At 72.2% G+C, this 12939-nt stretch carries 10 protein-coding genes; 2 read left to right on the top strand and 8 right to left on the bottom strand.

Annotated features, from left to right (window positions below; translation table 11 throughout):
* Positions 1 to 19: 19 nt before the first annotated feature.
* The gene (locus tag RGQ06_RS10720) at positions 20 to 1123 is read right to left on the bottom strand and encodes a lysylphosphatidylglycerol synthase transmembrane domain-containing protein (protein ID WP_432428997.1); all 1104 of its coding nucleotides are present in this window, start codon (positions 1121 to 1123) and stop codon (positions 20 to 22) included.
* A gap of 97 nt (positions 1124 to 1220) precedes the next feature.
* Between RGQ06_RS10720 and RGQ06_RS10715 the strand changes: the two genes are divergently transcribed.
* The gene (locus RGQ06_RS10715) at positions 1221 to 2237 is read left to right on the top strand and encodes a hypothetical protein (RefSeq protein WP_432428998.1); all 1017 of its coding nucleotides are present in this window, start codon (positions 1221 to 1223) and stop codon (positions 2235 to 2237) included.
* 54 nt (positions 2238 to 2291) lie between these two features.
* On the opposite strand, the gene RGQ06_RS10710 is transcribed toward RGQ06_RS10715, so the two are convergent.
* The 5 genes from RGQ06_RS10710 to RGQ06_RS10690 all read right to left on the bottom strand — a co-directional run bounded on the left by RGQ06_RS10710 (position 2292) and on the right by RGQ06_RS10690 (position 8827).
* Positions 2292 to 3323, bottom strand: a complete 1032-nt coding sequence (locus RGQ06_RS10710) for a pirin family protein (protein ID WP_432428999.1) — start codon at positions 3321 to 3323, stop codon at positions 2292 to 2294.
* A gap of 41 nt (positions 3324 to 3364) precedes the next feature.
* Positions 3365 to 5461 (bottom strand): putative bifunctional diguanylate cyclase/phosphodiesterase, encoded by a 2097-nt coding sequence (locus RGQ06_RS10705; RefSeq protein ID WP_432429000.1) that lies wholly within the window; start codon positions 5459 to 5461, stop codon positions 3365 to 3367.
* A gap of 167 nt (positions 5462 to 5628) precedes the next feature.
* A complete protein-coding gene (locus RGQ06_RS10700; RefSeq protein WP_432429001.1) occupies positions 5629 to 7086 on the bottom strand; it encodes an ABC1 kinase family protein in 1458 nt (485 codons plus the stop codon).
* The gene (gene lgt / locus RGQ06_RS10695; RefSeq protein ID WP_432429002.1) at positions 7083 to 7937 is read right to left on the bottom strand and encodes a prolipoprotein diacylglyceryl transferase; all 855 of its coding nucleotides are present in this window, start codon (positions 7935 to 7937) and stop codon (positions 7083 to 7085) included. Before lgt ends, RGQ06_RS10700 begins: the two co-directional genes overlap by 4 nt.
* Entirely contained in the window at positions 7937 to 8827 is an 891-nt protein-coding gene (locus tag RGQ06_RS10690; RefSeq protein WP_432429003.1) for an acyl-CoA thioesterase, read from the bottom strand. Before RGQ06_RS10690 ends, lgt begins: the two co-directional genes overlap by 1 nt.
* Before the next feature lie 67 nt (positions 8828 to 8894).
* Here RGQ06_RS10690 and RGQ06_RS10685 point away from each other — a divergent pair, with 67 nt between their 5' ends.
* Complete coding sequence (locus RGQ06_RS10685) at positions 8895 to 9554, top strand: hypothetical protein (RefSeq protein WP_432429004.1); 660 nt, start codon at positions 8895 to 8897, stop codon at positions 9552 to 9554.
* 13 nt (positions 9555 to 9567) lie between these two features.
* Here RGQ06_RS10685 and RGQ06_RS10680 read toward each other — a convergent pair whose 3' ends face one another.
* A complete protein-coding gene (locus RGQ06_RS10680; RefSeq protein WP_432429005.1) occupies positions 9568 to 11610 on the bottom strand; it encodes a CocE/NonD family hydrolase in 2043 nt (680 codons plus the stop codon).
* A 16-nt stretch (positions 11611 to 11626) separates the two neighbouring features.
* The gene (locus tag RGQ06_RS10675; protein ID WP_432429006.1) at positions 11627 to 12925 is read right to left on the bottom strand and encodes an ATP-grasp domain-containing protein; all 1299 of its coding nucleotides are present in this window, start codon (positions 12923 to 12925) and stop codon (positions 11627 to 11629) included.
* Between the last annotated feature and the right edge of the window lie 14 nt (positions 12926 to 12939).

Genomic DNA, 12939 nt, shown 5'->3' with positions numbered 1-12939 from the left:
GGCGGTGCGGCCGTGCGGCTCAGCGCCGCCGGCGGATCGCGTGGCGGTCGGCCCATTCCGTCCACGGCTCACGGTGCTCCCGTCCCGCCGTGCCGAGCTCGTCGGCGGCGTCCTCGGCGTCGGGCTGCACGCCCGGCTGGCGCAGGCGGATCGAGACGTAGGCGAGGGTGCCGAGCGGGATGGGCGCCCAGAACGACAGGAGGCGCCAGCTGATGACGCCGAGGGTCGCGATGTAGGCGGGTGCGCCGAAGCCCACGAGCATCGGGATGAGCACCGCTTCGAGCACCCCCAGGCCCCGGGGTGTCACGGGCAGGGCGGCGAGCACGTTCACGAGCCCGAACGCGACCAGCACCGACACCGGGTGGCCGGTCCACTCGAACGCCAGCAGCAGCACCCAGAGGGCAGCGGCCTGGCCGAGCCAGTACGCGGCGGCCCAGGCCACCGCCCGCACGGCGAGGCGGCGGTCCGAGACCAGCTCGCGCAGCTGGTCGGAGAGCCGGCCGACGACGCGGGGCACCGCGTCGGCGTCCACGAACGGGATGGGTCGCAGGACCCGCGCCACGACCCGGGTGGTCGCCTGGGGCGAGCGGAGCAGCCCGATGACCACCGCCCCGACCGCGGTGAGGAGACCGGACCCCAGCACGGCAGCCGTCGTGTACCGGCCGTCGAAGCCCTGGGTCGGGATGGAGACGAGCAGGGCGAGCCAGAGGATGAGGTTGAGCACGAGGGCGGAGCCGATGCCCCGCACCCCGAGCGCGAAGCCCGCGGACGTGCCCTGCACGCCGGCCTGGGTGAGGAGCCGGTAGCCGAGGGCGGTGCCGGCTGCGGTCCCGCCCGGCACGGTGTGGCTCACCGCGGTCGTGGCCAGCTCCATGCGGACCATGTCCGACAGGCTCGGGCGCTGACCTGCGGGGAGGATCGCCCGCACCAGCTCGGCCTGGCCGGCAATGGACGCCGCCACCAGCACGCCGCCGAGCAGGACGTAGCCCATGTGCACGCCGGTGATGGCGTCGAGAGCCCGCTCGGCCTGGCCGAACTGCGGGATCACCAGGAACCAGATGACCAGGGCCATCACGAGCACCCCGAAGGCCGCACGCAACCACCGTGGGACCCAGCCGAGCATCGGCACAGCCTGGCAGCGGATCGCCCGATTCCCTGCACGGCGCCCGACGACTACCTTGACCGGTGGGTCAAGTCGACGACGCAGGGGGTCCCCGACCGTGCTCACGCTCCGCTACCGACGTGACGAGCTGATGGAAGACCACGACTACGCCGAGCCGCAGGTCATCGCCGGCCGACGCATGCACGGCGGCTTCCTCGCGGACGGCTCCTACCAGCCGCCGCGCACCAAGGTCCGCGGTCCCGCCATCGACGCCTGGACCAAGGCGCTGCGCGACCGCGGCGGCGAGCTCTTCGACGCCGATGCCTCGCTGCTCGACGGGGTCCGCCTCCCCAACGTCGCGCAGCAGCGGGTGCTGCTGCGCAACGGGCTGGGCGAGACGTTCTGGAACAACCTCACCATCATCGGCAAGATCGAGGCCAAGGGCCGCCTGCTGGCCGACATCACCTTCCCGGACCTGCAGGACGTGATCGTGGAGGACATCTCCGAGATGGCCATCGGCCACCTCAACGAGGGCCTCCTCGTCGCCCACGGCCTGGATGAGGGCGGCCTGCCCGACCAGGGCATCGGCGGCCACGACGAGATGTGGTTCGTGGCGCGGGACCTGGCCTTCGGTGCCGGCGCCCACCCCGACGTGGACCCGCCCGAGAACATCGCCCGCCCGGACGACGAGCGTCGCATCCCCGAGCTCCGCCCCGAGATCGAGGGCCTGGTGTCGTTCCTGGCCAACCTGTTGCTCATCGAGTTCCGGGCCGAGCTGGGCTTCTCCGAGACCCAGGCGGTGCTGCGCACCCCCGATCTGTGGGGCGCCCGCGCCGAGAAGGCGGACGAGGCCGCCGACATCATCGGCCGGATCCGCACCGACGAGGAGATCCACGTCTCCTCGCTGCGCCTCTACCTGGGCGAGATCCGCGCCTGCACGTTCCGCACCGTCGACGGCGGCACCATCAGCGGCGCCGAGGTGATCGACCGCTTCTGGCACGACCTGGTCCGCTGGGCCGTGGTCGACAAGCCCGCCCTCGAGGCCGACCAGCAGCGCCGGGTGCTCGAGGAGCGCATCCGTGCCCACGCCGAGGCCGACCGGGTGCTGCAGGAGTTCGACGCCGCCGCCGCCTGATCGTTCCGGGCCGCGTCGCACGCCCCCAGGGCGTGCACCGCGGCCCAGAACGGTTCAGCTGGCTTCGCGGGCTCGTTCCTCGCGTCCGTCGGCGTGGCGGGCGAAGCGCGCCGGGTCCCGCCCGTGGACGGGGTCGCTGCGATCCCAGGGCCAGCCGCCGAAGTGGTCGCGCTGGTAGTCCTCGAAGGCCTGCTGGATCTCGGCCTTGGTGTTCATGACGAAGGGGCCGTACTGGGCGACGGGCTCGCCGATCGGCCGGCCCTGCATCACGAGCACGTCCACGCCCTCGCCGAGGGCCTGCAACGGCGCCTCCTGGCCGCTGTCCAGAACGATGCCGGTGGGCACGTCGTGGTCCTGGCCGTCCACGGCCAGGCCGTCGCCGTCGAACACGTACAGGACGCGGACCGTGTCCTCGTAGCCCGCGGGTGGGAGCACGACGGAGGCGCCGGCACCGAGGCGGACGTGCCAGAGCGCCACGTCGGTGTCGCCTCGGGCGGCCCAGGAGTCCGGCGCCGGCGACGGCGGCACCACGAGACCGGACGGGCCGGGGACGGCCCCGGCGATGACGGTGAGCTCGCCCTCGCCGTCGACGGGTACGCGGGGGATCTCGTCGTCCCAGAGCATCTTGTAGCTGGGCTCGACCATCTTGTCCTCGGCCGGCAGGTTCAGCCAGATCTGGAACAGCTCCATCGGGTTGGGCCCGGACTGGTCGAGAAGCGGGAACATCTCGGCGTGCTGGATGCCCTTGCCGGCGGTCATCCACTGCACGTCGCCCTTGCCGTAGCGGGCGGCGGCGCCGAGGGAGTCGGCGTGGTCGACCAGGCCCCGGCGCACGTAGGTGATGGTCTCGAAGCCGCGGTGCGGGTGCGAGGGGAAGCCGGGCACGACCGAGCCGTGGTACATGTTCCAGCCGTCGACGCCGGCGAAGTCCTGGCCGATGGCCCGGCCCCGGAGGTCGGCGTCGGGGCCGAGGTGCAGGTTGCCCGCCGGGTAGGCGTCGACGTGGTGGACGCAGAACAGGAACGGATCGACCGTCGGCCACGGCGGGGCACCCAGGCGGATGGTCTGTCGGATCAGGTCGGCCATCCCTCCAGGCTACGGAGATCCGCCGGTCGCGCGCCCCGCGCTCAGCTGGCGAGGTGGCTGCCGGCGCTCCCGTGGACGGCGTGCTCGTGGGCGACGCACGCGGGTCCGCCCAGGTCGAGCTCGGCGGCCGGCAGGGGATGACCGAGGTGGAAGCCCTGGCCCACGTCGCAGCCGGCGGAGCGCAGGTAGTCGGTGGCGTCGCAGCTCTCGATCCCCTCGGCCACGACCTGCAGGCCGAGCCGGCGGCTCAGGGCGATGATCGTCTCCACGATGTCGTGGTCCACGGCGCCGCAGTCGTCGCCGATGAAGGACCGATCGATCTTCAGCTCGGTCACCGGCAGCATCCGCAGGTAGGTGAGCGAGCTGTACCCGGTGCCGAAGTCATCCACCGAGAAGCGCACCCCGAGGTCGGACAGCCGGCGCATCACGCTCAGCGCCGTCTCCGGATCGGCCATCACCGTCTGCTCGGTCACCTCGAGCACCAGCCGCTCGCTCGCGACGCCCTCCGCCACGAGGGCGGCCTGCACGTGGTCGGCGAAGGAAGGATCCTGCAGGCTCGACGGTGACAGGTTGACCGCCACCGACAGGTCGTGGCCCTGCTCCGTCCACGCCCGGGCCTGGGCCAGTGCGGTGTCGATGACCCACCGGGTGATGGCGTGGATGGCGCCGGTGTCCTCGGCCAGGGGGAGGAAGCCGTCGGGCGGGATGAGCCCCCGGGTGGGGTGGAACCACCGCAGCAGCGCCTCCGCGCCGATCAGCCGGCCGGAGGCGAGGTCGTACTTCGGCTGGTAGTGCAGCTCGAACTGGTCGAGCTCGATGGCATCGATCAGCTCCGAGCTGAGGGCGAGCCGCTCGATGCTCCGCTCCCGGTCACGGTGGTCGTACACCGAGGGACCGGAACGCTCCCGCTTGGCTCGGTACATGGCGGCGTCCGCAGCCCGCAGGAGGCCCTCGCCGGTCGTGCCGTGCTCCGGGGCGAAGGCGATCCCCACGGACGCGGACAGGCGGAAGCGGCTGTTCCCGTGCTCGATGGGTTCCTGCAGGGTGCTGACGATGCGGTCCACCGTGGCCCGGATGTCCTGCAGCTCGCCGGCCTGGGGCAGGACGAGCACGAACTCGTCGCCCCCGACCCGCCCGACCGTGTCGCCGGAGCGCACCGAGCGCCGGATCCGGTCGGCGATCTCGGCCAGCACCACGTCGCCGACGGCGTGGCCGAGGGAGTCGTTGATGTCCTTGAACCGGTTGAGGTCGAGCATCACCACGGCCGTCGGCCCCCGCTGCACCGCCTGCTTGATGCGGTCCTCGATCAGGGTGCGGTTGGCCAGACCGGTCAGGGAGTCGTGCAGCGCCATGCGCCGCAGGCGCGCCGATGCCGCGATGCGATCGGTCACGTCGCGGGCGTTCACCACCACGCCCGCGATGGCGGGTTCGTCGAGGCGCGACGTGGCGATCGCCTCCAGGTGCCGCCAGGCGCCGTCCTGGTGCCGGACGCGGAAGGTCGCGCTCGACCCCTCCCCCAACGGTCCGTGGCGGAGCCGGCCGATGAGGCGCTCGATGACCATCGTGTCGTCGGGGTGGAGCCAGCGGCGCACGTCGGTGCCGGCGACCTCCTCGACCTCGCGGCCCAGGACCGCAGCCGTCGCCGGGCTCACGTAGGTCAGGCGACCCTCGGCCGACACGATGGCCACGATGTCCGCGCTGTTCTGCACCAGCGCCCGGTAGCGGACCTCCGAGGCGCGCAGCTTGGCCTCGGCGTCGAGCCGGGCGGTGATGTCCTCCACCACCACGAGTGCGCCGGCCACGTCACCGAGCAGGTAGGGCGTGGCCGCTGCCGCCACCCACGCATCGGTCCCGTCGGCCCGCCTGATGCGGTACCGGTGGCGCTCGGAGGGTTCGCCGGCCAGGACGCGCACCATCTGCGCGACGACCATCTCGAGGTCGTCGGGGTGGATGAAGTCGACCAGCTGGCGGCCCTTCAGCGCCTGGAGGTCCTCGACCCGCACGAGGTCCACGACCGCCTGGGTCGCGAACACGATGGTGCCGTCGACGTGGATGAGCATCGGCATGTCGAGCTGCTCCACCAGCTCGCGGTACCGCCGATCGCCCGTGTCGCTGCCCGGCTGGACTTCGAAGAACATCGCTTCCGCCTATCCGGTCCCACCCGGCGCCGTCCGGCCCGCTGCCGGTCCTGTGGTTGCGCTGCCCGGTGCATCGGCACGGTGCGCCCGCGCCTGGATGTGACGTCCGCACCTCCCCGCATGGTCCAGGTGCACCATCGCGACGGTCCCAGGGCCGGGTGGTCACATCAGGCGGGCACCTCGATGCCGAGCTCGGCGGCCTTGGTCTCGACGGCGTCGGGGAAGATGTTCTTGATCAGGTAGAGGTCCTGGACGATGCGGTAGTCCGGCGCCATGCCCTTCGCGTAGCGCTCCATGTAGGCGAGCTGCTTGGCGACGAGCACCAGCTCACGCGGGCCCTTCGCGGCATAGCTGTCCATGAGGTCGATGCTCATCTTCATCATCTCGCCCAGGTTCATCCCGCCGATGCCGGCCTGGAGCATGGGGCCGAGGATCATCGAGAGGCGCATGCCGAGCTCCTCGTCGGAGCCGACGTCGTCGGGGAACACGCCGACCTTCCGGTAGGCCCGAGCGACGCGGGTGAAGTCCCCGTCGATCATGCAGGTGTAGAGGATGTCCTTGATCACCTCCCGGTACTCGGGGGTGAGCTCGCCCATGATCCCGAAGTCGAGGAAGCTGGCCCGGCCGTCGGGCAGGAACCAGATGTTGCCGGCGTGCATGTCACCGTGGAACGGGCCGTGCACGCACACCGACTCGATCCACACCTTGGCTCCCCAGCGCAGCATCAGCTCACCGTCGATGCCCTGGCGGGCCATGGCCTCGAACTCGTCGAGCGGGGTGCCGGTCATGCGCTCCATGCAGATGGTGCGGGGCCCGCACCAGTTCCAGTGCACCTCGGGCGCAGTGATGTTCTCGTTGTCGCCGAAGTGCCCGATCTTGTCCCGGAACGCCGCCTGGCGCGTGGCCTCGAGCGCGGGCACGAGCTCCTGGAAGTTGACCTCGGCCGCGTCCTCGATGATGGCGACCGGATCGACCGACGACAGCCTGTCCCACCGCTCGACCAGCCGGGCGATGCGCCACATGATCCGCAGATCGGCGGTGAACAGGGCCCGGATGCCCGGCCGCTGCAGCTTGAGCACCGCCTCGCGGCCGTCGGGCAGCACGCAGGCGTGGACCTGACCGATCGAGGCCGATGCCAGGGGCTCGTCGTCGAAGTGGCGGAACAGCTCCTCCGGCGGGCGGCCCAGGTCCTCCTCCACGATCCGGCGGGCCGTGGCGCGGTCGAAGGCGGGCACCTCGTCGAGGGTGCGCTGGCAGGCGTCAGCGAGCGGCGCCGGGAACACGCCCGGCGAGGACGCCATGATCTGGCCGAGCTTCACGAACGCGGGGCCGAGCCGCTCGAAGGCGTCGACGGCCCCCGCGGACGCGGCATCCCACCAGCCATCGGCTCCACGGCGACGGACGAGGGACCACCGGCGACGCAGCAGGGCGCGCACGATGCTCGACACCAACGTCCACCAGATGAGGGCACCGCGGCGGATCTCGGCCAGGCCCAGCACGGTGAGGTCCGGGGCGTCGACCCGCAGCGCCTCGGCGGGCGGGCCGTCGGCGTAGGGGCCGCGGAAGTCCGGGATGGGCTCGGGGGCGTCCGGTCCGATGGTGCCGACCGGTGCGGCTGCGCTCATCGAGGGTTCTTCGACGCCCCCGTCTCGGTGTCCTGGCTCTCGCCCGCCTCGGCGTCTGCCGGACGGCGCTGCCACCACAGGAACCACAGGGCAGCCGCCACGATCGTGAGCCCGCTCACCCAGATGTTGACCCGCACGCCGGCGATGCGGGTGGCGGTGTCGATCCGCAGCGCCTCCACCCACAGCCGCCCGAGCGCGTACCCGCCGACGTAGAGCACGAAGAGCTGGCCGGGGCGGAGGACCTTGCGGCGGCCGAGGACGACGAGGATCGCGGCGAGGACCAGGTTCCACAGCGCCTCGTAGAGGAACGTGGGGTGGAAGGTCTCCACCGCCTCGTAGCCATCCGGACGGCGGTCGGGATCGATCTCCAGACCCCACGGCAGGTCGGTGGGCCGGCCGAACAGCTCCTGGTTGAACCAGTTGCCGAGGCGACCGATCGCCTGGGCGACCGGCAGCGCCGGCGCGACGGCATCCATCAGCGTCGGCACGTCGTAGCCCTTGCGGCGGGCCACGGCGACACCGACGATGGCGCCCAGCAGGATGGCCCCCGGGATGCCGAGGCCGCCCTCCCAGACCTTGACGATGTCCTCGGGGGCGTCGTCGAAGCGGTGCCAGTCGGTGACGACGTGGTAGAGCCGGGCGCCGACGAAGCCGGCCGGGATGGCCCACACGGCGACGTCGCCGATGGCGTCGGTGTCGTCTCCGGTGAGCGACGCCCAACGCCGGCGGGCGATCCCGACGGCGACGATGGCGCCGATCGCGATGAACAGGCCGTAGGCCCGCAGCTCGAGCGGCCCGATCGAGATCGAGTTGTCGGGCGGGCTGGGCAGGGCGGCGAGGAGGGCGAGCATCAGCCGTTGCGCCCCTGCAGCTCGGAGGCGTGCGAGCTGAAGGCGGTGAGGGGATCGAAGTCCAGCTCCATCAGGGAAGCAGTCTGGCTCGCGACGGCGAGCAGCTGTCCGTCCTCGGTCCAGACGTTGGCGATGCCGTGCCCGTAGCTGCCCACGGCCAGGTTGGGCCGCAGGTCGAGCAGGATCCACTCGGTCTCCGCGGCCGCCCCGATGCGGATGGTGTTGTCGAGGCTGGTGCCGGCCCCGGTGACCCCGCAGCCCCGGACGATGGAGAGCGGCACCAGGTCGGCCAGGTACCCGGCGATGGCCGGCGTCACCGGGCCGCGGTCGCTGCGGCGGAGCCACAGGCAGACCCGCCCGGGCCCCGGGTCGGGGTGCCGGCGGATCTCGGCGGTGCGGACCTCGACAGCGGTGTGCCACCCCGCTTCGCCGTGCCGGCCGCTGGGCCGGAACCCCACGTCCCCCTCACCGGGCGGGCTGACCTCGGGCCGCTCCTCGAAGGTGCCGGCCAGCCCGTCGGCCTTCAGCACGCCGCAGGCGCCGAGGGAGGCGAAGACCACGCCGTCGTCGGTGGTCGCGGTCACACGGACCTGGCTCGTCCGTCGGCCGGCGGCCAGCACCTCGACCTGGAGGTCGACTGTGCGGCCGAGCATCGCGGTGGAGACGAACTGGGTCGTGCACCACAGCGCGTCCCGGCCGGTCTCGGCAGCGGCCGCGGCCACCGAGAGGGCCACGGCGGCGCCCCCGTAGAGGCGCTCGTCGGCGCGGGCCAGGCGGGAGGTGACGTCGAAGGCGAAGCGGCCCGATCCGACCTCGCGGAGCCCGAGGAAGTCCTCGTCGGCGGCGACCCGGGCGTCGTGGTCCATCGGCACGGCACCAGCATCGTCCATGTCCGGACCTGCGCCACAACCGGCGCGCCCCGCCGCGATGCGTCGGGGCGCCCGTACCCTTCGGGGGATGGTGCCCGACGACGACCGCTCCACCCGAGACGAGGTGCTGGCCGTGGTCCGCGCCGCGGCTGGGAAGGGCCTCGAGCTGGCCGGGACGGGTGCCGGCGCGCTGGGGAGCGGCGTGGACGAGGCCCTGCGGGTGCTGGTCGACCGGCGCGTCGAACGTGCGCTCCGCCCGTCTGCACCGGCGGTGTCGGCCACCGAGCTGGTCGATGCCCTCGGCACGAGCAGCTCCGCCATGTCGCCGTGGCTGGGCGCGGGTGCGGCCCGCCTGGCACGCAGCGGCCGCGCCGCCCGGTTCGTGGGCGGGCGCACCCCCGTGGGCCTCGCCGTGCGCTTCGGGCCGGCGCTCTTCCAGGCGGTCAGCGCCAACCTGCGCGGGCTCGACGCCGCCATCGCCCACCTCGTCACCCGGGCCCGCGACCACCGGATCGACCCCGACCCCCGTCGCCTCCGCACCGCGGTCGTGCAGGCCCTCACCGGCGACCCGATCGACCCCGACGCCGAGGCCGACCCGTCCGCCCTCGCTCGCGTGTGGCTCGGCGACGCCGGCCGGAGCGTCGTCCCCTTCGGGCTCGGCCGCATCAACGGGCTGAACCGGGGCCGCACCCCCGACGCGGTCGCCGCCGCGCTCGCCTCCATCGACGTGCGCCACCTGCGCGACTGAGCCGGCCCGCGACCTACACGAGGTCGCGGGGGATGGAGCGGTTCCAGTTCTGGGAGTGGACGCGCGGCTCCCCGTGCTGGCCGTACAGCTCGTACGCGTCCACCTGGGCGTTCACCTCGAACGTCGTCGGAGTGCAGGTGAGCACCGTCCGCGTGAGCACCGAGACACCCCAGTCGCCGCGCTCGATCCGCCGCTCCGTGCGAGTCTCACCGCGCGCCGAGCCCACGTCGTTGCCGCTGATCGAGAACCACTCGTTCGACACGCGGCGCACCACCGTTCCGGTCTCGTCGATGCGGAAGGCTCCCTGGTCGTTGAAGATCTCCATCGTCGACGTGCCGGTCGCCAGGTCGCGGGTGGTGCGCCAGTGGTGCTCGCCCGCCTGCAGCCGGGTCGTCGGGTCGGGCGGTGACCCCTCCGGCTCACCGAACGGGCGCAGGTCGTCGTCCTCGGGCCGAGGCGCCCGCACCGGCAGCTCCAGCCGGCAGCCCTCGGTGTGCAACGTGAGGGTCACGGGTTCCGGAGCCGGCCAGGCGAGGGGCCAGTACGAGCTCGAGATCGACACCCGCAGGTGGTGGCCGGCCGGGAATCGCTGGGCGATGCCGTTCAACGGCACCTCCACCTGGTAGTGCTGGCCCGGTCGGAGCGGTTCGGGGTGCTCGTCGCTGTCCCGGTGCGTCAGGTTGAGGAGCCCGTAGGTCACCCGGCTCGCCTCGCCGTCCGGCGCCACGTCAGACAGCCGGACGGCGACCATGGCGACCGGCTGGTCGGCAGAGACGTCGAGGGTCACCGACGGTCGACCGAAGATCTCGAGGTCCTCGACCAGCGCATCGCTCTGGAACACCAGGGCACCGCCGTCCTCCTCTCGCTGGTCCGACGGCAGGTCGGGAGTGGCGGCGTAGGACGCCCACTTGCCGGCGAACATCCCCACGCTCAGCGGCGACCGGATCTGGACCGGGCCGTCGGGGCGGTCGTGGTCGCGCCGGTCGCGCACGAGGCCGCCGTCGACCAGGTCCCACCCGAGCCCCTCGATGCCCGGCGACGGCCAGCTCGGCTCGGCCACCCACCGGCCAGGTCGGGTGCCGGGGACGGGGTCGGGCGGCGTGCTGTCCTGCATCCACGCCCGCACCATCGGCTCCTCCATGACACCGGTGTCGTGGCCCTTCAGCCAGTGGTCCCACCACCGCACGAGCTCCTGCAGGAAGCCGATCGCGGGACCGGGCACCCCCATGTGGGGGTACTTGTGCCCCCAGGGGCCGATGAGGCCCTTGCGCGGGACCTCGAGGTTCTCCATCAGCCGGAAGATCGCGTTGGTGTAGCCGTCGGCCCAGCCGCCGACGGCCAGGACCGGGCACCCGATGGCGCGGTAGTCCTCGCACACCGAGGCCGGCTTCCAGTACTCGTCGCGGCGCTGGTGTAGGAGCCAGGTCTCGAGCCACAGGCCGCTGCCCTCGAGCCGCTCGAACCACATGTCGCGCCACCGGTCGCCGACCACATCGGGGTCGGGCGGGAGGCTGTTGAAGGCGAGCATGACGGTGGCCTCGGACAGGTTGTCCGAGAGCAGGCAGCCGCCCATGTAGTGCATGTTGTCGTGGTAGAGGTCCTCCGTCGCCGAGGCGCTGACGATGGCCTTGAGCGCCGGCGGCCGGTGGGCAGCCACCTGCAGGGCGTTGAACCCACCCCAGGAGATGCCCATCATGCCGACGCTCCCGTCGCACCACGGCTGGTCGGCCAGCCAGGCGATGACGTCGCATGCGTCCTCGTGCTCCACCGGGCGGTACTCGTCCACGAGCACGCCGTCGGAGTTGCCGCTCCCACGCAGGTCGACCCGTACGCAGGCGTAGCCGTGGCCGGCGAGGTACGGGTGGTTGCGCGCGTCGCGGGCCCGCGTCATGTCGCCGTGGCGGTACGGGATGTACTCGAGCACTGCGGGGACGGGGCGCTCCTCGGCATCGACGGGCAGCCAGATGCGAGCGGAGAGGCGGGCGCCGTCTCGCGCCGGGATGAACGTGTGCTCGATGACGCGCACCTCGCGCGGGAGCTCGGTCACGGTCTCCATGCGTGGGTCCTCCGGATCAGCGATCGCCCGACGGGGGCGGGTCGAACTCGAACAGCAACGACGAGCTGAGCTCCTGCCAGCGGCGCTCCAGATCGTCGGGGTCGTCGCCGCCGAGGTACACGTCGCCGAGGCCGTAGTTGTAGGAGTCCTGGTGGGGCAGGTCGGCGAGCCGGTCGCCGGGCTCGACCTTGATGGTGAACACCGTCTCCGGGAACCGGCGCTCGAGCTCCGCCAGCTCCTGCTCGCTCGGCACGCGGGTGACCACCCCGTCCTCCCGGTGCAGGATGATGCACTTCGAGGCGACCTCGTAGGTCCCCTTGTCGTCCGGGATCCTCGGCTCCATCCCGAGGGCCACGTCGAGTGCGATCTGGTGGTTGGAGACGCCGTCGACCTTGGCGAAGAGGTCGCTGTGGGACTGGGAGATGCGGGTGTTCACCTCGATGATGCCGAGGCGGTCCCGTTCCTCGTCCCACAGGAACTCGACGTTGAAGCAGCCGTCGTCGAACCCGATGTGGCGCAGGAAGCGCTCGCTCGCCTCGGCCATGCGGTCCTGCACCCAGCGGGGGATCTTGCTGGCCGGGTAGTCCAGGGCGACGATGCTCTCGGCTCGCTCGTCGTAGTGCATGTCGAACACGCCGTGCACACCGAACCGGCCGCGCGCCATGCTGCCCTCCGGGGCGGTCTGGCGGCCGACCAGGATCTCCTCCGCCAGGCAGGCGGTGCCGCCGAGCTCGGCGATCTCGGGCGGCAGCTCGACCATGGCCATGACCTCGTCGAAGGCGCTGCCCACCTCCTGGACGCCGCCTCGCAGCTCGCGGACGGCGTGCGCGAGGTCGTCGTCGTCCTCGACGCGGAACCCGAGCTGGGACGAGTGCGACTTGATCGGCTTCACCCAGAAGGGGAACTCCAGACCGATCTGGTCACGGACGTCGTCGGCGAAGGGGTCGAAGGCGGCGAAGCCGGGAACGTGCTCGGGGACCGACGCGGCCTGCTCGAGCCGGCTCCAGTACTTGTGCTCGCACTTCAGCAGGCTGGTGAGCGACGGGGCTGGGATCCCCCACTCGGCCGCCAGGATCGGGGCCAGCAGGCTCGTCGGGAAGTCCCAGTGGGCGATGATCGCGTCGATGGTGCCGTCGAAGGCGTCGAGCTCGGCCCGGCCCTTCTCGAGGAGATCGTCGAAGACGAACTCGTCGGGCTCGATCAGCGGCGCGTAGCCGATGAGGTCGTGGAAGCGGAGGTGGTCGGCATCCTCCAGGGTCTCCAGCTCGTGGAGCTGCATCTCGGTCAGGCCGAGTACGAAGACGTTCTTTGGCATGGACCGTCGGTTAC

Origin of the sequence: Salinilacustrithrix flava, from assembly GCF_041228405.1 — a bacterium.
Taxonomy (GTDB): Bacteria; Actinomycetota; Acidimicrobiia; order Acidimicrobiales; family Salinilacustritrichaceae; genus Salinilacustrithrix; species Salinilacustrithrix flava.
The sequence above is the reverse complement of the archived record's forward strand: the minus strand, read 5'-3'. Positions and strand labels throughout refer to the sequence as shown.

Bases quoted from the DNA above. Each gene is read 5' to 3' on its own strand.
- RGQ06_RS10705 (WP_432429000.1), bottom strand. From the start codon at position 5,461: ATGTTCTTCGAAGTCCAGCCGGGCAGCGACACGGGCGATCGGCGGTAC.
- RGQ06_RS10710 (WP_432428999.1), bottom strand. From the start codon at position 3,323: ATGGCCGACCTGATCCGACAGACCATCCGCCTGGGTGCCCCGCCGTGG.
- RGQ06_RS10700 (WP_432429001.1), bottom strand. From the start codon at position 7,086: ATGAGCGCAGCCGCACCGGTCGGCACCATCGGACCGGACGCCCCCGAG.
- RGQ06_RS10720 (WP_432428997.1), bottom strand. From the start codon at position 1,123: ATGCTCGGCTGGGTCCCACGGTGGTTGCGTGCGGCCTTCGGGGTGCTC.
- RGQ06_RS10675 (WP_432429006.1), bottom strand. From the start codon at position 12,925: ATGCCAAAGAACGTCTTCGTACTCGGCCTGACCGAGATGCAGCTCCAC.
- RGQ06_RS10685 (WP_432429004.1), top strand. From the start codon at position 8,895: ATGGTGCCCGACGACGACCGCTCCACCCGAGACGAGGTGCTGGCCGTG.
- RGQ06_RS10690 (WP_432429003.1), bottom strand. From the start codon at position 8,827: ATGGACGATGCTGGTGCCGTGCCGATGGACCACGACGCCCGGGTCGCC.
- lgt (WP_432429002.1), bottom strand. From the start codon at position 7,937: ATGCTCGCCCTCCTCGCCGCCCTGCCCAGCCCGCCCGACAACTCGATC.
- RGQ06_RS10680 (WP_432429005.1), bottom strand. From the start codon at position 11,610: ATGGAGACCGTGACCGAGCTCCCGCGCGAGGTGCGCGTCATCGAGCAC.